This is a genomic window from Phocaeicola sp. HCN-6420 (assembly GCF_037890145.1).
GTDB lineage: Bacteria > Bacteroidota > Bacteroidia > Bacteroidales > Bacteroidaceae > Phocaeicola.
On record NZ_JBBKBJ010000012.1, the window covers coordinates 56,173 to 76,825 of the forward strand.

Annotated in this window: 18 protein-coding genes; 10 read left to right on the plus strand and 8 right to left on the minus strand. The window is 42.1% G+C overall.

Going from position 1 to position 20,653, the window contains the following annotated elements:
* The first annotated feature begins 54 nt into the window (after window positions 1-54).
* Window positions 55-510, plus strand: coding sequence for a ferritin-like domain-containing protein (locus tag WKT12_RS09105; RefSeq protein WP_340319483.1), 456 nt, complete (start codon window positions 55-57; stop codon window positions 508-510).
* A 48-nt stretch (window positions 511-558) separates the two neighbouring features.
* Window positions 559-1,056 carry an RNA polymerase sigma factor gene (locus WKT12_RS09110; RefSeq protein WP_021971261.1) on the plus strand — a complete coding sequence of 166 codons (498 nt, stop codon included), beginning with the start codon at window positions 559-561 and terminating at the stop codon, window positions 1,054-1,056.
* A 181-nt stretch (window positions 1,057-1,237) separates the two neighbouring features.
* Here WKT12_RS09110 and WKT12_RS09115 read toward each other — a convergent pair whose 3' ends face one another.
* The 5 genes from WKT12_RS09115 to WKT12_RS09135 all read right to left on the minus strand — a co-directional run bounded on the left by WKT12_RS09115 (window position 1,238) and on the right by WKT12_RS09135 (window position 4,048).
* Window positions 1,238-1,819, minus strand: a complete 582-nt coding sequence (locus WKT12_RS09115) for a Maf-like protein (protein WP_340319485.1) — start codon at window positions 1,817-1,819, stop codon at window positions 1,238-1,240.
* Window positions 1,820-1,834: 15 nt separating this feature from the next.
* Window positions 1,835-2,353, minus strand: a complete 519-nt coding sequence (locus tag WKT12_RS09120) for a KdsC family phosphatase (RefSeq protein WP_340319486.1) — start codon at window positions 2,351-2,353, stop codon at window positions 1,835-1,837.
* Window positions 2,350-3,147, minus strand: coding sequence for a Rossmann-like and DUF2520 domain-containing protein (locus tag WKT12_RS09125; RefSeq protein WP_340319487.1), 798 nt, complete (start codon window positions 3,145-3,147; stop codon window positions 2,350-2,352). The genes WKT12_RS09120 and WKT12_RS09125 overlap by 4 nt, the downstream gene beginning before the upstream one ends.
* Window positions 3,148-3,176: 29 nt before the next feature.
* Window positions 3,177-3,446, minus strand: coding sequence for a hypothetical protein (locus WKT12_RS09130; RefSeq protein WP_340319504.1), 270 nt, complete (start codon window positions 3,444-3,446; stop codon window positions 3,177-3,179).
* Between the two features lie 65 nt (window positions 3,447-3,511).
* Window positions 3,512-4,048 (minus strand): nitroreductase family protein, encoded by a 537-nt coding sequence (locus tag WKT12_RS09135; RefSeq protein WP_340319488.1) that lies wholly within the window; start codon window positions 4,046-4,048, stop codon window positions 3,512-3,514.
* Between the two features lie 77 nt (window positions 4,049-4,125).
* On the opposite strand from WKT12_RS09135, the gene WKT12_RS09140 reads away from it, so the two are divergent.
* The 7 genes from WKT12_RS09140 (at window position 4,126) to WKT12_RS09170 (ending at window position 11,561) form a co-directional block, all read left to right on the plus strand.
* Entirely contained in the window at window positions 4,126-5,100 is a 975-nt protein-coding gene (locus WKT12_RS09140; RefSeq protein WP_340319489.1) for a GNAT family N-acetyltransferase, read from the plus strand.
* A gap of 432 nt (window positions 5,101-5,532) precedes the next feature.
* On the plus strand, window positions 5,533-5,937 hold the full coding sequence (mce, locus tag WKT12_RS09145; protein WP_340319490.1) for a methylmalonyl-CoA epimerase: 405 nt from the start codon (window positions 5,533-5,535) through the stop codon (window positions 5,935-5,937).
* 186 nt (window positions 5,938-6,123) lie between these two features.
* On the plus strand, window positions 6,124-7,677 hold the full coding sequence (locus WKT12_RS09150; protein ID WP_021971269.1) for an acyl-CoA carboxylase subunit beta: 1,554 nt from the start codon (window positions 6,124-6,126) through the stop codon (window positions 7,675-7,677).
* A gap of 42 nt (window positions 7,678-7,719) precedes the next feature.
* The gene (locus WKT12_RS09155) at window positions 7,720-8,649 is read left to right on the plus strand and encodes an OadG family transporter subunit (RefSeq protein WP_021971270.1); all 930 of its coding nucleotides are present in this window, start codon (window positions 7,720-7,722) and stop codon (window positions 8,647-8,649) included.
* A gap of 22 nt (window positions 8,650-8,671) precedes the next feature.
* Entirely contained in the window at window positions 8,672-9,100 is a 429-nt protein-coding gene (locus WKT12_RS09160; RefSeq protein ID WP_021971271.1) for an acetyl-CoA carboxylase biotin carboxyl carrier protein, read from the plus strand.
* A 1-nt stretch (window position 9,101) separates the two neighbouring features.
* Window positions 9,102-10,262, plus strand: coding sequence for a sodium ion-translocating decarboxylase subunit beta (locus WKT12_RS09165; protein WP_021971272.1), 1,161 nt, complete (start codon window positions 9,102-9,104; stop codon window positions 10,260-10,262).
* 297 nt (window positions 10,263-10,559) lie between these two features.
* Entirely contained in the window at window positions 10,560-11,561 is a 1,002-nt protein-coding gene (locus WKT12_RS09170) for a cation diffusion facilitator family transporter (protein WP_021971273.1), read from the plus strand.
* 68 nt (window positions 11,562-11,629) lie between these two features.
* Here WKT12_RS09170 and WKT12_RS09175 read toward each other — a convergent pair whose 3' ends face one another.
* The 3 genes from WKT12_RS09175 to WKT12_RS09185 all read right to left on the minus strand — a co-directional run bounded on the left by WKT12_RS09175 (window position 11,630) and on the right by WKT12_RS09185 (window position 18,970).
* Window positions 11,630-12,964, minus strand: a complete 1,335-nt coding sequence (locus tag WKT12_RS09175) for a RagB/SusD family nutrient uptake outer membrane protein (protein WP_021971274.1) — start codon at window positions 12,962-12,964, stop codon at window positions 11,630-11,632.
* Between the two features lie 13 nt (window positions 12,965-12,977).
* Window positions 12,978-16,247, minus strand: coding sequence for a SusC/RagA family TonB-linked outer membrane protein (locus tag WKT12_RS09180; protein WP_340319491.1), 3,270 nt, complete (start codon window positions 16,245-16,247; stop codon window positions 12,978-12,980).
* 74 nt (window positions 16,248-16,321) lie between these two features.
* Entirely contained in the window at window positions 16,322-18,970 is a 2,649-nt protein-coding gene (locus WKT12_RS09185; RefSeq protein WP_340319492.1) for a zinc-dependent metalloprotease, read from the minus strand.
* 465 nt (window positions 18,971-19,435) lie between these two features.
* Between WKT12_RS09185 and WKT12_RS09190 the strand changes: the two genes are divergently transcribed.
* Window positions 19,436-20,554, plus strand: coding sequence for a DUF4852 domain-containing protein (locus WKT12_RS09190; RefSeq protein WP_340319493.1), 1,119 nt, complete (start codon window positions 19,436-19,438; stop codon window positions 20,552-20,554).
* The last annotated feature ends 99 nt before the right edge of the window (window positions 20,555-20,653 follow it).

The following is a 20,653-nucleotide window of genomic DNA, read 5'->3' on the forward strand; positions in this document are numbered from 1 at the left end:
TTGGCGAATTAGGCGTCACATGGGGAGTCTTAAAGTGGATTAAAAAGAAAGATGATGGATAAAAGGATAGAAGAGGTAGTCAATGAACAACTGAACACGGAGTTATGGTCGTCCAATTTGTATACTGCATTTCAGATATATTTTGAAGAACAGGAATTACCCGTGTTGGCTTTGTGGCTGAAAACACAAGGACAGAAGAAAGCGGACAGGATGCAAAAGTTAACGGCATTTTTATTGAGAGAAAGAGGAACTGTTTCTATACGTGAACTGGCATATAAAGCCGAAAAATGGCAAAGTCCTGTGGTTGCCTTGAATGATTTGTTTGAGCATGAGCAATATTTTCATAAGCAGGTTTGTGATTTTATGGCTTTTGTGCGTAGTACGGACGATTCAGCCTTGCACTCTCTGGTTTTGAGTTTATATGTTGATGAGGTGCATGTGAGTGATTTTCTTGTAGAGCTGCTGCGTATGCTTGTCAAAGAATGGAAAAGACAGTTACCATTGGAGTGAAATTAAAATGATGTGTTAAGCTGACAGGCTGTTTAATGAACGTTGAAAATGGAAACTGTTGACTTTGAGAGGGAGCTGATAGCATTGCGTGAAAAGCTTCTGAAATATGCGCTTTTGATGTTTCCGAAGAGAGAAGATGCGGAAGACTTGATTCAGGAAACATTGTTGAAGGCACTTGAAAACAGAGATAAATATAATGAGAATGTTAATTTTAAAGGATGGCTCTATACGATAATGCATAATACATTTGTAAATATCTGTAAGTCGAAAAGTTATTGTATGTATCAGAATATTTCGGATAATAATGTTTGTGCTGAAATAGATAGAAGCGTGGAAGAGTTTATCGACGATAGTTGTGGCATGGAGGAAATTTATAAAATGATAAACAAGCTTCCTGATGATTATCGTGTAGTGATACTGATGAGGCTGGCCGGATTTAAATATCAGGAGATAGCCGATAAGTTAGGAATATCGATAAGCTTGGTAAAGAGCCGGATTTTTTATGGAAAAAAGAGATTAAAATATATGTTGTGTGATTTTAAGTAGATTCAATAAAGGACTCTTGCATTACAGAGAGGTACTTGGTGAATTGTTTTTATAGGTTGGTTTGGCCATGAGTCGATTCATGGAGAGAAGCAGCTTCGTTGGTATAATGAGGCTGCTTCTTCAGTAAATAAATAGTATGTAATCTCGACCGCCTTTGCCGGAAGCCGGATAAACGTTTGCTTTATAATTTCCTTAATTCTTGATATAATCGTTGGACAGGCAGTCCCATAACATTAAAATAGGAGCCTTTCAATCCGGTTACTCCGATGAAACCAATCCATTCCTGCACACCGTATGAACCAGCCTTGTCCATGGGACGGTAATGTTCTACATAGAAGTGAATGTCTTCTTCACTCAGAGTATCGAAAGTGACTTCTGTTATGGAGGCGAAAGTTTTTTGAAATTCGGTCGTTGTAAGACATACTCCTGTGATGACTTGATGCGAACGTCCTGATAGTTTGTGCAACATGCTGACGGCATCTGCTTCATCTTTGGGCTTACCTAATACTTCGCCATCTATATAGACTATTGTATCGGCAGTGATAATCAGTTCGTCTTGCTGCATAGAAAGGCGGTAAGCATCTGCTTTTTCACGGGCTATATAGACAGGAATCTCTTCGCCTGTCAGTGTGCCGGGATAGGTTTCGTCTATACCTGGCAGAATCTTGACCTCGTAATCTATTCCTAATCCGGATAATAACTCTCGGCGGCGCGGAGAGTTGGAGGCCAGTTTGATTTTATATTTCTTCAGATTTTCGAGCATAATCGTTCTTGTTAGTTACCAGCCAAAAGCGGCTTCGTGTGACATCCATTTGCCTTGTGCGCGGAGTACTTGTTCTACTACGTCACGTCCGCATCCATACCCTCCATTCCGGTGGGAGATGTATGTGCAGATTGCTTTGATTTCTGGTGCGGCATCTGCCGGGCAGCAGGGAAGTCCTGCCCGACGGAGTACTTCGTAATCGGGAATATCGTCTCCCATGTAGAGTACTTCTTCTGGTTTCAGATCGTATTTGGACAGCAGTTCTGTAAATTCTTTTGTCTTTACGGCGGCACCCATGTAAATGTCTTTTATGCCTAATCCTTCGTAACGTTTGCGTATGGACTCTGTTTTTCCTCCGGTGATAATGGCTACATGCAGGCCGCACTTTACTGCTAACTGCAGAGCGTAACCGTCTTTTATATTAACCGTGCGCATGGGTTCGCCATTGGGATGTAGTGTAATGGTTTCGGCACTCAGTACACCGTCTACGTCGAATACCAATGCACGTATTTGGGTTAGATCGTAATTTATCATAAGTCTTTTATTTGGTTTCTATTGTATTCATGAATGTTTTTGCTGACTTGTTCGTATATGGTTGCCAGACGGGGTTCGTTTTGTAGCATTTCCAGATGCTTGTCGATGACGTTTTCATCGTATCGTTGTGCCGGACCTGTCTGTGCTGCAACAGGAGAGAGTTTGTGCACTTTCCTGGTTGTCTCGTCGATAAGTGGAAGCATCGCTTCGAAAGGTAGTCCGTGTGTGGATAGTAAATGGTCAGCTATTGCATACATATGGTTGGCAAAGTTGCAGGCAAATACGGCTGCTATATGCAGATAGCGGCGCTGTTCCGAAGAGGCTTCGTATGCTTTGCTCCCTAAGTTTGCTGCTATTTTGTTTAGGGCTTGCAAATCTTCAGGAGAATGTGCCTCTGTAAAGAAAGTAACTTCCTGAAAGTTTACCGGACGTTGTTTGCTGAAGGTTTGCATCGGATAAAGTACGCCGTAGCGTTCTGTGAGTCCTTGCCATATATTCATGGGGACGCTGCCCGCAGTATGTACGAATAGGGCGTGTGGTGCTTGCTGTACAAGTGATGCAAGCAGGGTGTTGAGAGCGGAATCTTTTACCGATACAATGTATAAGTCCCCGTCGGAAGCAACGCTCCCGATGTGAGTCGTATAAGGGCATCCCAGTTGGTTTGCCAGTTCGGAGGCAGAGGCTTCTGTCCGGCTGTAGATTTGGCGGATATTGTATCCAGCTTTCAAGAGGGCGGTGGCGAGGTGTGTTGCTACATTTCCAGCTCCTATGATAATGATGTTTTTAATTTCCATGTAAAGTTGACATTTGATGTGGTGATGTCTTATCGGGAAGATAGCCAGTAGAGTAATATTCCTATTAGCAGTAAGGCGGCAGGAAGCAAGTAGCTTGACATTTGCCCTAACAGGGAAACTACCAGACTTATGTTTTGAATGAGCCAGATACCTGCCAGAATAATTCCTACCGATTTGTCTGCCTTGAACCAAAGAAAGATAACTGCAGCATAAAGTAGCATGGTATCTTTTTGCATAACCCATGGTAGTCCGTGGCTCGAAAAGCCTATCAGACGGTCTGCAAGATAGAGAATTCCCATCAAGGCGAGAAAGACAGCTGTAGCACGGTAGGTGTCTTTATGGTTTGATGCTTTTGTTACCACGTTTATTCTCCTCCATATTTATTAATATGTACTTTTTCCCATAACAGATGTGACTCGTCGAATGGTTTGCGTTCCATACCTTTGTGTCCGATTGCAACGATGGATAGTACCTGAAGTTGTAGAGGAATGCCAAGAATGCCGTGTACATATTCGTCGGAAGACATGCCTGTAGCGGTATATCGTTCGCGTATTTGTATCCAGCAACTGCCCAGTCCCAGGTCTTCAGCTTGTAGCTGAATCATCAGGGAGGCTATAGAGGCGTCTTCTATCCATACATCACTGGCAAGAGGATCGGCTAATACTACTATGGCAAGTGGGGCATCTTTTAGGAAAGATGATCCTGTTTCCTTACAACGTGACAACTTGTCGAGTGTTTCTTTGTCGTCGATAACTACGAATTGCCAGCAGTTGCTGCGCTTTGAGGAAGGTGACATGAGAGCGGCTTTTAGCAGAGTTACTACTTCCTCTTGTGTTAATTCTTCGGACGTAAACTTGCGCATGCTGCGCCGTTGCTTTATCAATTCGCTGAAACTTTTCATAAAATATCTGTTTTTTGTACGACAAATATAATCTATAAACTCGTAATGCTCAAAAAAAATCATAAATTTGCGATACAATGGCTATCAGGTTGACTACATACGAACATGCAAAAGACATTCCCGATTTGCCGGGAACGAATGTCTTTCATTCTACTGAGCTGTTTCGGATATTGGAGCAAACGCCCGGCTATCGTCCGGTGCTGCTGGTCGCTTCCGAAGGAAACAGACCGATAGGGAAGCTGTTGTGTGTTACTCGGCGTAATTTTCGTTTATTAGGGTTTACAAGTAAAACGTATGTTTATGGTACAGGAGAGTATTTCTGTCAGACACAAAGGCGAGAGAAGGTTTTCGATGAACTGCTGACGTATTTTACTCTTCGCTATAAGGAATCCTCCTTTTTATTGGAGTTTCGTAATATCGAAGAACCTTTGTTTGGGTATCGGTATTTCCGGCGAAATGATTATTTCCCGGTACGTTGGCTGCGGATACGTAATTCTATTCATCATGAGCAGCTCGATAAATGGATGAGCCCTTCTCGTAAACGTCAGATTGCCAGAGGAGTCGAAAATGGAGCTTCTGTTGAAATAGCTTCTTCTTCTGACACAATCAAAGCTTTTTTTGCAATGTTGAAGAAGTATTATTCTGCCAAAATACATCGTTATCTTCCTGATTTCCGTTTCTTTGCTTCTTTTTCTGAACAGTCCTCGATTGGTGGAATAGGTAAAATCTTTGTTGTTCGTTATAAGGGAAAGGTGATTGGAGGAGCAGTATGTTTGTTCTCTGGTGATACGGCTTATCTGATGTTTTCGGCAGGTATGCGTAAAAGTTATCCGTTGCTTTATCCGGGAGTACTGGCTGTTTGGGGAGCGATGACTTATGCGAGAGAGCATGGTTGCAATCATTTTGAATTTATAGAAGCGGGACTTCCTTTCCGAAAATTCAGTTATCGCGACTTTATTTTACGTTTCGGAGGAAAACAGTTGAGTACACGCCGCTGGTTTAGGGTGAAATGGAATTGGCTGAACCGCTTACTGATCCGTATCTATATATAATCTCCGTGTACGATATGTGGCAGATTGTGTTTTTACAATATAACTTCTTTTTGTCGAGAAATGGGAAATAATATCTTTTAAGCTTTGAGCAGAAAAGATCATTAGATGTTGTTTGGTAAAACAGGTTGACGATAATTTGTGATGTTGAATTGCGTGTTGTTTGTAGTTGAGTAGCCATCTTCAGAAAAATGGATGCTTAAGATGTTGATAAATAAGTAATATCATAGGAAAATACTTTGTGAAGTCTATCTACCAATGAAAGAAAAATATTTCTGACATTCGAGATTTTTGTAAAATAAAAATAAACTAAAAAAAGAGTTTATAGCGAAAATAAAATAGGGAAATATTTCTTTATTCTGCACATTTTTGTTTTCTTTGTGCAGTTGATATGAACCAACTTTAGATTTTAATACCATTAAAAACAACTTGATTATGAAAATTTCTCACATCGAACATTTGGGAATTGCTGTAAAAAGCATTGAAGAAGCCCTTCCTTATTATGAAAATGTACTTGGATTGAAATGTTATAATATAGAAACTGTCGATGATCAGAAAGTGAAAACTGCTTTTCTGAAATGTGGTGAAACGAAAATTGAATTACTTGAACCTACAGGACCTGACAGTACGATTGCTAAGTTTATTGAAAACAGAGGCATGGGAGTTCATCATGTAGCATTTGCTGTTGAAGATGGTGTAGCAAATGCTTTGGCTGAAGCTGAAACAAATGGCATTCGTCTTATTGATAAAGCTCCGAGAAAAGGTGCAGAAGGCTTGAGTATTGCTTTCCTTCATCCGAAATCAACGATGGGGGTATTAACCGAACTTTGTGAAAAATAATTACGGACAATGAATGAAATGGTGAGGACATTGACCGTTTGTTGTCATTCGGAATAAAGAAGTGACGGAGAATTTTGTGAACATTTATGAATGTATGCAAGATTCTTCGTCACTTTGTTGCTTTTAAGCGAAGGTATGTCCGCCGTTGTATGTTGTCATTTACTAATTTAATAAATTTCTAGTACCATGAGTAACCAACTTGAAAAAGTAAAAGAGCTTATCGAACTGCGTGCCCAGGCTCGTTTGGGCGGTGGTGAGAAGGCTATCGAAAAGCAACACGCTAAAGGGAAATATACAGCACGCGAACGTATTGCCATGCTGCTTGACGAAGGTAGTTTTGAAGAAATGGATATGTTCGTAAAACATCGTTGTACTAATTTCGGTATGGATAAGAAACATTATTTGGGCGACGGTGTTGTTACAGGATATGGAACAATTGAAGGACGACTGGTGTATGTCTTTGCACAAGACTTTACCGTATCGGCTGGTTCATTGTCGGAAACCATGTCTCAAAAGATCTGCAAGGTTATGGATATGGCTATGAAGATGGGAGCTCCTTGTATCGGACTGAACGATTCGGGTGGAGCGCGTATTCAGGAAGGTATCAATGCATTGGCTGGATATGCTGAAATTTTCCAGCGCAACATATTGGCTTCTGGAGTAGTTCCTCAGATTTCAGGTATCTTTGGTCCCTGTGCCGGTGGTGCTGTGTATTCTCCTGCCTTGACCGATTTTACCTTGATGATGGAAGGTACTTCGTATATGTTCCTTACTGGCCCGAAGGTGGTAAAGACTGTGACCGGAGAAGATGTTTCACAAGAGGACTTGGGAGGTGCAAGTGTACATTCAACTCGTTCGGGTGTAACTCACTTTACAGCTGCTACTGAAGAAGAAGGTCTTGCTCTGATTCGTAAACTATTAAGCTACATACCTCAGAATAATCTGGAGGAACCTCCTTATGTTGACTGTACAGATCCGATTGACCGTCTGGAAGATTCATTGAATGAAATCATTCCGGATAGCCCGAACAAGGCTTATGATATGTATGAAGTTATCGGAGCAATTGTTGATAATGGTGAGTTCCTCGAAGTACAGCGTGATTTTGCCAAAAATATCATAATAGGTTTTGCTCGTTTCAATGGACAATCGGTAGGTATTGTTGCCAATCAGCCGAAGTTCTTGGCCGGAGTATTGGACTGTAATGCTTCTCGTAAAGCTGCACGTTTTGTTCGTTTCTGCGATGCTTTCAATATTCCTATTGTGTCATTGGTGGATGTTCCGGGATTCCTTCCAGGAACAGGACAAGAATACAATGCTGTTATTTTGCATGGAGCTAAATTGCTTTATGCTTACGGCGAAGCTACTGTACCTAAAGTTACTGTAACTTTACGTAAGTCGTATGGAGGTTCGCATATTGTAATGAGTTGTAAGCAGTTGCGTGGTGATATGAACTACGCATGGCCAACTGCAGAGATTGCTGTAATGGGTGGAGCCGGAGCTGTAGAGGTCTTGTATGCCAAAGAGGCAAAAGAAGCTGCCGATCCGAAAGCGTTCATGGCTGAGAAGGAAGCAGAGTATACTAAATTGTTTGCAAATCCGTATAATGCTGCTAAATATGGTTATATAGACGATGTGATAGAGCCGCGTAATACTCGTTTCCGTATTATTCGTGCTCTGCAGCAGTTACAGACTAAGAAGCTGACGAATCCGGCTAAGAAACACGGAAATATTCCATTGTAATTCGTGGACTATTCGATTATTAACTTTCAACTTAAGAAATCTATGAGAAAAAACAGAATAGGAATATTTCTTTCTTTGCTATTGCTGGTCGGTTTTACTTCTTGTACAGAAACGAAATCGAACAGTAAGCTGGTCATCAATGAAGTACTGGTGGACAATCAGAATAACTTCCAAGATGATTATGGCGTACATAGCGGCTGGATTGAAATATTCAATAAGGCATATAGTACAGCCGATCTTGCCGGGTGCTTGCTGAAAGTGAGTAGTGAACCGGGAGATACCGCTACCTATTTCATACCGAAAGGCGATGTACTGACCAGCATCAAGCCGCGTCAGCATACACTTTTTTGGGCAGACGGAAATCCGAGACGTGGAACTTTCCATACCAATTTTGTATTGAGTAAGACTAATGCAAACTGGATTGGGTTGTATGACTCTGGTAAAAAGTTACTTGATGAAGTGACGGTTCCAGCCGGAATTTTGAATGGAGATCAGTCGTATGCCAGAGTAGGAGATGCTTCGGCTGAGTGGGAAGTCAAAGGAGCGAGCGCAGACAAATATGTGACTCCGAGTACAAACAATCAGACGATAGAGAGTAATCCTAAGATGGATAAGTTTGAACAACACGACCCCATAGGTATTGGTATGGCTATATCTGCCATGAGTGTTGTCTTTCTGGGACTGATATTGCTTTATATCTGCTTTAAACTGGTTGGTAAGGCTGCCATCAAGTTGCGTAAGCGTAATGCTATGATTGCACACAACATTACCGACAAGCAGGAAGCTAAGGAGAAAGGTTTGGGTGAGGCACCGGGTGAAGTGATTGCTGCTATTTCTATGGCATTGCATGAAGCGCAGGGAGCCGACCATGATGTAGAAGAAACAATCTTGACCATCAGTCGTGTGAAACGTAGTTATTCTCCGTGGAGTTCGAAGATTTATACTTTACGTGAAACTCCACATAAGAAATAATCATCTTAAAATGATAAAAACCATGAAAGAATACAGATATAAAATTAACGGAAACTTGTATAAGGTAACCGTGGGTGACATAGAAGATAACAATGTGCGTGTAGAAGTAAATGGCACGCCATATACCGTAGAATTAGAAAAACAAAATAAGCCGAAAATTAAACCTGTAGTACGTACCGCATCTACCAGTCCGGCTGCTCCTCCTGCTGCCGTGACTCGTCCGGCGAGTGTCGGAAGCAAGGCTGGCATCAAGTCACCGCTTCCTGGTGTAATTCTTGAAATCAAGGTAAAGGAAGGCGACATGGTAAAACGCGGACAAACGTTGCTTATTCTGGAAGCCATGAAGATGGAAAACGATATCAAAGCAGACCGTGATGGTAAAGTTACTTCTATCAAGGTAAGCAAGGGAGAATCTATTCTTGAAGGTACAGACCTTATAATCATCGAGTAATATGGGAGAATTTAGTAGTTTTTTACAAAATAACCTGGCAGACTTCTGGACCTATACTGGTTTTTACAATGCCACTCCGGGACATCTTATTATGATCCTGATAGGTATAGTGTTCATTTATCTTGCCATTGCTAAGGAATTCGAACCGATGTTGCTGATTCCTATCGGATTTGGTATACTTATCGGTAATATTCCGTTCAATATGGAAGCCGGACTGAAAGTAGGTATCTACGAGGAAGGCTCAGTTCTTAACATTTTGTATCAGGGTGTGACTTCCGGATGGTATCCGCCGCTTATCTTTTTAGGCATTGGGGCGATGACGGACTTCTCGGCTCTGATTTCGAATCCGAAACTGATGCTGATTGGTGCGGCTGCTCAGTTTGGTATCTTCGGTGCCTACATGATTGCACTGGAAATTGGTTTCGATCCGATGCAGGCTGCTGCTATTGGTATTATCGGTGGAGCAGATGGTCCGACAGCTATCTTCTTGTCTTCGAAACTTGCACCTAACCTGATGGGAGCAATTGCGGTTTCGGCTTATTCGTATATGGCACTTGTGCCTGTGATACAGCCTCCTGTTATGCGACTGCTGACTACTAAAAAAGAACGTCTTATCCGTATGAAAGCACCTCGTGCCGTATCGCATACAGAAAAGGTGATGTTCCCTATTATCGGTTTGTTGCTTACTTGCTTCCTGGTTCCTTCCGGTTTGCCATTGCTGGGTATGCTGTTTTTCGGTAATCTGCTGAAAGAAAGTGGTGTAACTCGTCGTCTTGCAGAAACAGCCCGTGGTCCGCTGATTGATACAATTACTATTTTGTTAGGACTGACCGTCGGAGCTTCTACTCAGGCATCTGAGTTCTTGACCTGGGATTCTATCAAAATCTTTATCTTGGGAGCGTTGTCATTCTTTATTGCTACTGCTTCTGGAGTTATTTTTGTTAAGATATTCAACTTGGTATTGAAGAAAGAAAATAAGATTAATCCGCTTATCGGTAATGCCGGGGTTTCTGCCGTTCCCGACTCAGCACGTATTTCTCAGGTAGTAGGATTGGAATACGATCCGACTAACTACTTGTTGATGCACGCTATGGGTCCGAATGTTGCTGGAGTAATTGGTTCAGCTGTGGCTGCCGGTATCTTGTTGGGATTCTTGATTTGATAGAAAATTCATAATATAAGCTTTTTAAGATTATCATGCCCTCTGCCTGACTGTGTGAACAGTTTTAGCAGGGGGCATAATTATTAATAGTCTATATTTATGAGATTCCGGTAAAAGTTTCTTTATAATGATTTTAGGAATCATTTTCCTATTTGATGTGTTAATTGTCAATTAAATGAATGATAAATTGTAACATATTGAAATTTAGATTGACTTTAAGCCATCATGTTTTTGTCGGGTTAAAAATAAGTTGTACTTTCGTCCACTCATTTTTCAAACTTCAATCTTTTGAGGATTATGGAACTAACAGAGAATAAATTAAAGCAAAAAGTCCAGCGAAACATACTGATGATATCAGTATTAATTTTGGTGGTTAAGTTCGTTGCGTATTACCTGACCAATTCTGTAGGTGTACTGACGGATGCTATGGAAAGTATAGTCAATGTGGCAGCTGGAACAATAAGTTTGTTCAGCTTGTGCTGGTCGGAAAAGCCTCGGGACACTGATCATCCTTTCGGGCATGGTAAAATAGAACTGATATCGGCTTCTATCGAGGGCATATTGATATCAATTGCCGGAGGAATGATTATTTATGAAGGTATAAAGCGATTGCTTGTACCGGATGAAATTCAAAAGGTAGATATCGGTATTTATATCATTGCAGTATCGGGACTGATTAATTATCTGATGGGGTGGTATAGCATACATATCGGAAAGAAGTATAATTCTATTGCGCTGGTGGCAGGAGGAAAACATTTGCAGTCGGATACTTACTCTACGATTGGTTTGGTAGTAGGATTGATTCTTCTTTATTTTACGAAAATTACCTGGATAGATAGTGCCATGGCACTTATTTTTGGGTCCATCATCATAATAACCGGAATTTCTATTCTGAGAAAGACGACGGACAACTTACTGGATAGAGCAGATATCAATTTGTTGAAAGATCTTGCCGATACACTAAACCGTAACCGAAAACCGGAATGGATTGATATCCATAACGTAAAGGTTTTAAAATCGGGAACTTCTCTGTATATGGATTGTGACCTGACTATTCCCTGGTATTATAACATTGATCAAGGGCATCGCATCGGAGCTCAGTTGCAGAAGGTACTGAACGATAAGTATTCGGAGCATGCTGTACTGAATATTCATTTGGACCCATGTAACATTTTTGAGAGTCCGAAATGTAGCAAATGTCTGTGTACGGATTGTCCGTATCGTAAACAAAAGTTTGATCAGGTTGAGGAAATCAATGTCACGACGTTTATCCGCAATGAAATGGAACGACATGAGTAAGTGATAATTCGATAAATAAAAAAGAGATGCGATGAAATTCATTCTTCATCGCATCTCTTTTTTATTTATCAATGAGTTAAGTTCGGATTAGCTGCTATTGCCTCCTTGGGAATTTGAAGCGTATAGCGCGGGTCATCCTGCTCCAATACATATTTCTGACCGTCGAGTATCTTTTCGATGCGTGGACGAGTTGTACGGCGTAAGTCGAACCAGCGGTGTCCTTCGAATGCAAGTTCTCGGGCACGTTCGTTCAGAATCTCTTTTATCAGTTCATCTTTACCCATGCTTTCTACAGAAGTTTTCTTTTGGGCATACGCTTCTACCGTATAACGCTTTTCCATAAGTTGCAGCAAACGCTTGCGAGCTTCAGGCAGGTTATCCGATTGTGCTGCTGCTTCTGCACTGTTCAGATACAATTCGCCTGTACGTATAGTGCAACGAAATTCAGAATTACCTCCCTTTTTCGATTTGCGGTTACCGTCTTTATCTGCCGGAGCAAAGTAAGCATCCGGGCGAAGGTCGCCTTCCTGATACATTGTCAGGAATGAAGGAAGTACAGATACAGCATTCTGATAGTTGTTGTTAATCGTATATTCCAGTGCATTGATTGCTTCTACCGACTGATACTGGTTGGGTAATTTGAATCCGTCTGCCTTGAAATCTTCCAGTTCATTTTTAGTTTTAAGAGCCTCTTCCGCCTGTGCATAAGCATTCTTCCAGTCACCCATGTATAGGTACACACGTGAACGGATAGCCGGAACACATACTTTGGTAAAACGGTAAGAGAGGGTAATGTCATCCCATTTTTCCACGTTTATCAGCTCTTCAGCACTTTTTAAATCTTCCAGAATAGAAGTATACACTTCGCTTACGGTATTGCGGAACAATTGTTTTTCCAGGTCAGTATCCAGTTTCAGTGGAATAGCTTTGGTAGCTGGAGCTCCCGGTTTGGTATAAGGCTGTCCGTGCAGATTCACCAGAATGAAATGCATGTATGCACGCATCAGGTAAGCCTCACCTGTAAGTTGTTCTATTTCGCTTTGGCTTCCTTCGGATATTTCATCGTGATGTTCAATGATGAAATTAGCAAAAAACAGTACTTCGTAATAATTAGCCCAGTCAAACGATACGGTAGTTGTAGAAGTTGTCGTACCTTCCCATCGCTCGATAGCTCCATATTTGTCCTGATCGTTTTTATTGCTTACAAACATTTCGTCAGCACCCATACCGGCAAGTCCCCGGTCTGCCGGGACTGTTGTACAGGCGTTCAGCCATAAAGCACGGTATTCGGCCAGCGTTTGAGGAATCACACTCCCTGTTGGCTGAATATCCAGAAATTTGTCGCAGCCCGTCAAAAAGAAAGTCAGACAGGCAAAAAGCAAGCCAATATATTGTTTTTTCATTGTTCGTTACAAATTAAAAGTTAAGATTCAAACTGAATGTAAATGATTTCGGGATAGGCTGTGCATACGGATTACCCATTGTTTCCGGATCGAGATAATTGTCGTAGCTCGAGCCGAATACGAAGAGATTACGACCTTCCAAAGCCACGGTTGCCTGACTGATACCCAGTTTTTTTATCAAATCGAACGGAAGTTCATATCCCAGACGAATACTTTGTATACGCATGTAGTTCTGTTTCTTCACCCACAAGCTGGAATACGCATACGGGTTTACAGCTCCGTCGAGGAAGAAGTAAGCATCCATGTCCGTATTAGAGTCTACCAGAGCCGGCATCGTACCATTCGGGTTTTCCGGTGTCCAGCGATTCAGAATATCACGGTTCGTATTTTGTCCGCGGTCGAACGACGTAAGTGAGTAGCTGGGCTGTACACGTACATAGCCTCCTGCATTGAAAATACAGTTGATGCCCAGTTCCCATGCCTTATACGTAAACGTATTGTTAAAACCTCCAGTGTAAGGTGAATCGGCTGTTCCTATATATTCATACTTATTTCGGAGTTCTTCGTTGCTCAAGTCGTAAGCTCCAAATCCGAATTCCTGTATTTTAAAGAATTCTTTCATCGATTCCACCTTGCCCGTTTCCTTGTTATAGAATGTCATCTGTCCGTTTTCGTCTATGCCGGCATAAGGGAAAGCAAAGATTGCTCCAGCCGGATAACCTTCACGGCTTGGGTAAGTGGCATCTTCTCGTATAGCTTCTTTCAATACCTTATTCTGGTTGTAGGCAAAGTTGAAAGTTGTAGTCCACATAAACGATTTGGTATGTATGTTTCGTGTAGACAAAGCTATTTCAATACCCTTGTTTGTCATACTTGCCCAGTTGATATTAGTCGAGGTAAATCCTGTTTCCAGCGGAAGCATCTGCATGCCGATCAAGTCTACTCCCTTGCGGTAATAATAGTCTACGCTCAGGTTGATAGCCTGATTCAGGACGGCAAAGTCCATTCCCACGTTTACGGAGTGAGTCTTTTCCCAGCGCAACTTGTCGTTTGGTGCCGAGTTTACCACAATCATGTCTTCCGTGTTTCCAGGAAGGATAGGATTTGCGTTCGACTGATATTTCCCCAGCAGATATGGAGAAGTGTTCTTGTCGATGTTTCCCTGCAAACCATACGATGCACGGATCACCAGATTATCCATCCACTTCGCATTTTCTGTAAAGGGTTCTTCTGAGATACGCCACAAGGCACTGACCGAATAAAGTGGCAGGTAACGATATTTCTTGTCTACTCCAAACAAGTCGGAACCGTCGAAACGGATACTTCCTCCCAGCGTGTATCGGTTCAGCAGCGAATAAGACATGGTAGAAAAAGCAGATACATAGGCGTTCTCTACATTAGTCTTGGAATGCAAGGGGAAAGCCTGTGATTCGCTGGGGAATACCACCGGCTGGTTGGTCATGGTACGGCGGTCGTACCCGTAGCCCACCGAGTAAAGTGTCGTAGCCCACGTACGACGAAGTTCCGAACCGACCATGATTTCGAATTCGTGAATATCAGCATACGTGTCGCGGTATGTACCCATAGTTTTCCAGGTTACTTGTGAATCCGAATTTTCATAATTCTTGTCGAAACCACCTTTCTTCGGAAGAAAAGAAACTCCGTTGTTACGTCGGTTCTGATGTTCCAGACGCATGGCAAAAGATTCCTGGTCGGCAATCTGTTCACGCGAAGTCTTGTCGAGCTGTAATCCCACCTGAGAAGTAATTTTAAAGCGGTCGTCAAAACGAAGTTCTACATCGAAGATGGAAGACAACGAATTGATTGTTGTTTCATTCGAGGTATTCTGTCGTTCTTCAAAGGTGTTGAACAGCAAATCCGAGTTTCCGCTTTGAATATCACTATCGTATACATAATTTCCATCTTTATCGTATGGAGTCAGATACGGATTGGCGATACGTGCATAAAACATCGGGTTGGTAAATCCGTCAGTAGCGAGGTATGAATCGTTGTTGCGGCGGTTCACGAATACCGAAGCGCCAAATTTTAAGATATGGTTCACCTTATAATTGGCTTTCATCACAAGGTTCAGACGGTCGGAAGCCACATTGGGAATATTTCCCTGTTCCTTCGAATATCCCAGTGACGTATAGTAAGTAGCTTTCTCGTTACCGCCCGACAAGCTCAAGTTATATTCCTGACTGAATGCATCCTGTAGCAAGATATCATTCCAGTCGGTATTTATCAGACGCAATGCGTTTATTTCGTTTTGGGCGTCTTTTGAGAGGGCATCCCAACCATTTTTCTTGAATGTATCTATTGCATTGTAGCGGTTCAAGATACGGTATACTTCTCCCTTGTCGGCATTCATGGCATAGTTGCTTTTCATCAGCTGCAATTCCAGATCGACCTTTTCCGATGCATTCAGCAGGTTCAGACGGTCGATATTCTGCTGAGGCGACCAGGTGAGGCGGGTACTGAAGTTGATTTTAGTCTTTCCTGCCTTACCGTTTTTAGTCGTGATGACGATTACACCGTTTGCTGCGCGTGCACCATAAATAGCCGTTGCGGCAGCATCTTTCAATACTGTGATGTCGGCAATGTCGGCTGGGTTCAATCCTGCGATGGAAGACTGCTGTACATCATCAATGTTTTTCAGCGATTCCAGACTGGGAATATCAGTTCCTTCCAAAGGAATACCATCGAGTACCCACAGCGGATCCTGCGTTCCGTTCAGCGATGACGTACCACGAATACGGATTTTTACAGGAGAGCCGGGAGCTCCAGAAGTAGCTACGGCAGAAAGTCCGGCAATTTGCCCCGAGAGTGCCTGATCGACGCTCTTTACCGTACCGATACGTTCTTCTGATATATCGATTTTGGAAACGGCCGCAGTCAGCTTACGACGCTCTACCGTCTGGTAACCGGTCACAACCACATCATTCAACATCGTCGATGAAGGTTGCAATGAAACATTATAATGCGTTTGTCCCGGCTTCAGTTCTATTTGTAATGTAGTGTAACCTATATAACTGCATTGCAGTTTTTTTATGCCAGAAGGTACAGAGATGGAGAAGTTTCCGTCGATATCGGTAACGACTCCCAAAGACATCAGGTTGCTTCCGGCTTTTTTCAAGTCGTCTGCAGAAACATATACAGAAACACCGATCAGTGGCTGTTTATCGTCATCAGCAATTACGTTACCGGTAATTACCTTGTCGGCTGCCCATGCTGCACATACGTGCACGATGAGCAGCAAAGTCAATAATAAGGATTTCTTCATTGAAAAAAATGTTGTTGATTTTGTATTAAATAGTTTAGTATTTGTTTTTGTGCATCGGCACGGGAAGAACGAGATTAGTCGTTCAGTCCCAGTGCTGTATTGATACGAAGAATCATGTCGTCGTAATGATAGCGTGCTGCTGTATCCGATGTGTTGCGTCTTGATTCCAGCAATTTCTTGATACGCAGCAATTCCCCCCGTTTAACTGATATGGCATCTGATATACGATTTACCTGTCCGCCATAGAAACTCAGCTCACGTTTATCCCCCATACGTTCGGCCTGTTCGAAAGTAAATTCATCATGACTGCACCATGGCGTGTGATGAAACAGATACGGATTGCCACTTGTTGCGGTCAGTTGCTTGTTTATTTTTACCCCCTCACTTTCAGCCGCAGCCGTAATCAGTGCATCAAGGAATCCTTTTTGCAAGTTACGCTCCATAACGTCGGGAGTACCTCCCTTAATGGTCGTTGCAAAAATGGAATTATGCATCTTGTCCATCATCTGTACTACGGTAAATGCCTTTTTGCCATTCTTCAACTCATTTTCAAGCATACGCATCAGTCGTTCGTTGGCGAGCAGATCCCAGAAGATATATCCCTGCGTATTTTTCAGAATCTGGCTCGGAGCATATTCTATTACCCCCGTCGGATTTTTGCGCAGCAGGAACGTATAGTCGGAAATCTCTGTATCGAACAGCCAGCGCGGATAGCAAAGTACTTCATTCAGTAGAAAATCGAGTGCAGCTTCCTGCTTTTCCTTTTCTACGTACGTATACGTTTTCACTCCGTCGCCAACTGTAGTATTCTCTATATAAATACCGCCGATATTTGCCATTGCGTGGTACAAGTAATTATTCCATTGCAAGATCACTGCATAATACAGGCGTGAAGCCTCTTCGTAAGTCTGTCCCTTCTCTCCTGTAGTCGTCCACTTGATGATTTCGGGTACGATACGTTTCAGGTTGGCTATGCCCAGTTCCGAAGAACGTACCGGGTCATCTCCCAAATCCTCATTCTGTGCTCTCGGATCGACTGCCGAACGAGGGTCTTGTGCCTCACTGTATTTATACAATCGTCCGTTGTGTTTGTTCAGAAAGTTGTATAACACATCCTTTTCTGCTTCCGGAGTAGGCAGACCGTACCAGCGGTAACCGTATTCGATGGCAAAGATATCGTACGGACCGATATGCGGCGACACAGCTGTAACTCCGTCGCCGGGCTGTGCCACGTAATTATAACGGGCATAATCCATGATAGACGATGCTGTAGAATTCATCCGGTCTGTAAAGCTTTTCGAGCGAAGTGAATCCGTAGGGAAGGTCCACGAACCCATCATGTTATGGCGCAATCCCAGCGAATGTCCTACCTCGTGACAAGCCACAAAACGGATGGCATCTCCCATCATTTCGTCGGGCAGCTTCGTTCCCCGTGCTCTCGGGTCGATGGCACCCGTCTGAACGGTGATCCATTCCTGCACCATCGAGATGACATTGTGCCACCACATGATGTCCGCTTCCAGAATTTCTCCCGAACGCGGGTCGAGAATAGACGGACCCATCGCATTGGCTTTCGACGAAGCCGCATACGTTACAACCGAATAGTTGATGTCATCAGCATTTGCCGCTATGCTGTCGGGCAGTTCCTTGGCTATGATTGCATTTTTGAATCCGGCACGTTCGAAAGCTATCTGCCAGTCTTCTATACCCTGCTTGATATATTTCCGCCAGCGGTAGGGAGTAGAATTTTCAATATAAAATACAATCGGCTTTTCCGGTTCTACGAGTTCTCCGCGCAGATACGCCTCTCGGTCTTCCGGTTTCGGTTCCAGTCGCCAGCGTGTGATGTATTTTTTCTCTTCCGTTTTCTGCTGAGAGTCGCTGAAGTAGAGCAAATCCTTAGTGAAGTATCCCACTTTCGGGTTGTCAAGACGTCCCATCATCGGTTTTTCCGGCAGCAATACAAGCGAAGAACTTACCTCTACAGTAACGTTGACCGACGACATTCCCTCACGCACTTTCGTAGTCAGTTCGGAAGTTGCCACGATGTTGTTGGGGAAAGCCTTTATCGAAATGATGCGTGATAAATCCTTTACCGCCGAAGTGCCCAGATTGATATTATCAAAAACATTGTTGATGCTGGTTTCCGAGCCGTCGTAAATGTCGTTTATCTGAATCAATACCGAAGCAGAATCGGCACTGCAAGCTTCTACTTTGAAATCGTCGATAAGTGGAGATATGAAGTTATCCCGAACCGAGCGGGTTATGGCATCATGTTCGGGCGATTCCGGCAGCGGGCGGCTCTGCCGTACCATGATTTTCTTCGCCTGCTTGTTCCATTCAAAGCGTATCATCTGAGTTTCGTAGTTTGTGCCACGATTCACACCGGCATCATTCAGTTCGAAAGGCACCCTTTGCAATTTGTTCACCACCAGCATGTCACGCTGAAGCAGTGAAACAGGGATTTCAAAATAGTACTTGTCGTCTTGTGCATACACATTGAACATGCCTCGGGCAACGAGATTGCCTTCGGATGCAATTTTTTCAAAGTCGGTTTTACTTACTTCCTCCGTCTTTTCTTTGTTCTTTTTTTTCTTCCATGGAAAAACTTTAGCTTCTGTTGCTGCATTGTAATGGCTTATATTTCCAGCCGATGCACAGACTGGTGCGCACAACAAAGCTCCTGCTAAAGCTCGCAATAGTAGGGGTCTGTTTAGTATCATATAATGTTTAGTTTGAGGTTGTATCAAATTACAAAACTATGAAATTTATATAATTGTTTAGAGGTATTTTATATAAGAAATGTATATTTATTGATTATTAAGTATTATTTGTATCTTGTTTTGCCCTTCACATCCTTCACATGGCTTGGACTTGGGCTTTTTAGCATTCCATTCTATCGGATTTCCTGTCTTGAGCGGGGATGGTGAAGGGCGTGAAGGGTGGAAAAAGCATGATTGCTATTGTTTGATATAACTTTTGCGCTTGTACTTTGAAATTTCTCTCGACGTTTTTTGAAAATTTGTACAAATTCTAAAATGTTTTGTACAAAAAATCAGTGGAATCTGCTGAAGAAAAAAAGAAGAAGAAACGATGTTATCTGAAGATTCTTTGTCTGTTTTATCGATGAATAAAGGCCTTTATCGAAATTTTGCTATATTTGCATATGTTGAATCTAAACTTTACTTATGAAAACAAAACTTTTATGCTGTGCAATGGCATTTGTTGGGAGCCTGATGATGACAGATGTTTATGCACAACAGGCAATCGTAGCTTGTAATGGAAAAAACTACGAACAGGGTGATACTCTTATTATTGGTAAGCCAGCTTCTTCAGGATATTTATTTATGCGGACAGTCGATGAACAAGGTAGTTTAAGTTCCGTTTATGAACGAGATATTGATGGCTTAAAAGTTGTTATTACTTCTATACCCGGATATGATAAAAAACTATATGAGTCCATGGGAATTTATACACAGCCTGAAAAGCCGTTGGTTGTCATGGCTGAAGGAGGAGGGAAACGCTTCTGTATCAGTCTGAATGAAGCTTTAACCTGTGGAAATGTAATGTCTGATTGTATGTTGTCTTCAGTTGAGGGAGCTGTAGACCTGACTCCTTCTATTTTATATATTTATGCATTGAAACTTTATCAGACTCCAGTAGATGAAAAAGTTGTAGACAAGTATATTTCATTGTGTGTTCCTGAGCAATTTAAACAGGCGTCAGCAGATCCTTTTGCATTGGAGGAAATGCGTAAGACTTATCTGGCAACACTTCAGCAGGAATTGGGAAAGGCCGATTTTTCAAAAGTCTTTCGTTTAAAATGCTTGTCGGAATTGCAACAATATGATATGGCTAAGGAGTGTTTTCCTTTGTCTGGCTTTTCTTGTACAGATGTAAAGACCAAGCAGCAGAATGATTTGAGTAAACTTCGTTACTGCCTATGGGAAGAATGTGCATTTCATTTTGCAAATGCTTCTCTGTTTACTTCTCTTCCCGTTGATAAAACACGTGCCAAAGGTTTTTATGGCATGCGAGAATATGCTCGTGTCCCTGCGTACAATAAACCTATGGCTACTTTATATGTATATGTTAAGTTTAAAAATCAGCCGGTAAAACTTCCGGAGAAAAAGATTATGGTATTTTCGAAAGGAGAAAATTTCGATTTTGGCTGGTCAACATTAAATAAGGAATATGGGAAAAAATCATTGGATATGGATATTATTCGAGTAGATGGCTATAACGATCTTTTGCCTTATGTAGAGGGAGAGGTCGTGTATAATTACTTAGGCAGCATTACATTGTAAATGTTTTCTTAAATTGAAATCTATATTTCTCTTGTACTTCTTCTGTGTAAAAAGTAATTGCTGGTGGAAATATACCGATATAAATATATTTAAAAAAGT

Bases quoted from the DNA above. Each gene is read 5' to 3' on its own strand.
- WKT12_RS09120 (WP_340319486.1), bottom strand. From the start codon at position 2,353: ATGATAAATTACGATCTAACCCAAATACGTGCATTGGTATTCGACGTA.
- WKT12_RS09155 (WP_021971270.1), top strand. From the start codon at position 7,720: ATGAGAAAAAACAGAATAGGAATATTTCTTTCTTTGCTATTGCTGGTC.
- WKT12_RS09190 (WP_340319493.1), top strand. From the start codon at position 19,436: ATGAAAACAAAACTTTTATGCTGTGCAATGGCATTTGTTGGGAGCCTG.
- WKT12_RS09160 (WP_021971271.1), top strand. From the start codon at position 8,672: ATGAAAGAATACAGATATAAAATTAACGGAAACTTGTATAAGGTAACC.
- WKT12_RS09180 (WP_340319491.1), bottom strand. From the start codon at position 16,247: ATGAAGAAATCCTTATTATTGACTTTGCTGCTCATCGTGCACGTATGT.
- WKT12_RS09115 (WP_340319485.1), bottom strand. From the start codon at position 1,819: ATGCTCGAAAATCTGAAGAAATATAAAATCAAACTGGCCTCCAACTCT.
- WKT12_RS09110 (WP_021971261.1), top strand. From the start codon at position 559: ATGGAAACTGTTGACTTTGAGAGGGAGCTGATAGCATTGCGTGAAAAG.
- WKT12_RS09185 (WP_340319492.1), bottom strand. From the start codon at position 18,970: ATGATACTAAACAGACCCCTACTATTGCGAGCTTTAGCAGGAGCTTTG.
- WKT12_RS09130 (WP_340319504.1), bottom strand. From the start codon at position 3,446: ATGGGAATTCTCTATCTTGCAGACCGTCTGATAGGCTTTTCGAGCCAC.
- WKT12_RS09170 (WP_021971273.1), top strand. From the start codon at position 10,560: ATGGAACTAACAGAGAATAAATTAAAGCAAAAAGTCCAGCGAAACATA.
- WKT12_RS09165 (WP_021971272.1), top strand. From the start codon at position 9,102: ATGGGAGAATTTAGTAGTTTTTTACAAAATAACCTGGCAGACTTCTGG.
- WKT12_RS09150 (WP_021971269.1), top strand. From the start codon at position 6,124: ATGAGTAACCAACTTGAAAAAGTAAAAGAGCTTATCGAACTGCGTGCC.
- WKT12_RS09175 (WP_021971274.1), bottom strand. From the start codon at position 12,964: ATGAAAAAACAATATATTGGCTTGCTTTTTGCCTGTCTGACTTTCTTT.
- WKT12_RS09125 (WP_340319487.1), bottom strand. From the start codon at position 3,147: ATGGAAATTAAAAACATCATTATCATAGGAGCTGGAAATGTAGCAACA.
- WKT12_RS09135 (WP_340319488.1), bottom strand. From the start codon at position 4,048: ATGAAAAGTTTCAGCGAATTGATAAAGCAACGGCGCAGCATGCGCAAG.
- mce (WP_340319490.1), top strand. From the start codon at position 5,533: ATGAAAATTTCTCACATCGAACATTTGGGAATTGCTGTAAAAAGCATT.
- WKT12_RS09105 (WP_340319483.1), top strand. From the start codon at position 55: ATGGATAAAAGGATAGAAGAGGTAGTCAATGAACAACTGAACACGGAG.
- WKT12_RS09140 (WP_340319489.1), top strand. From the start codon at position 4,126: ATGGCTATCAGGTTGACTACATACGAACATGCAAAAGACATTCCCGAT.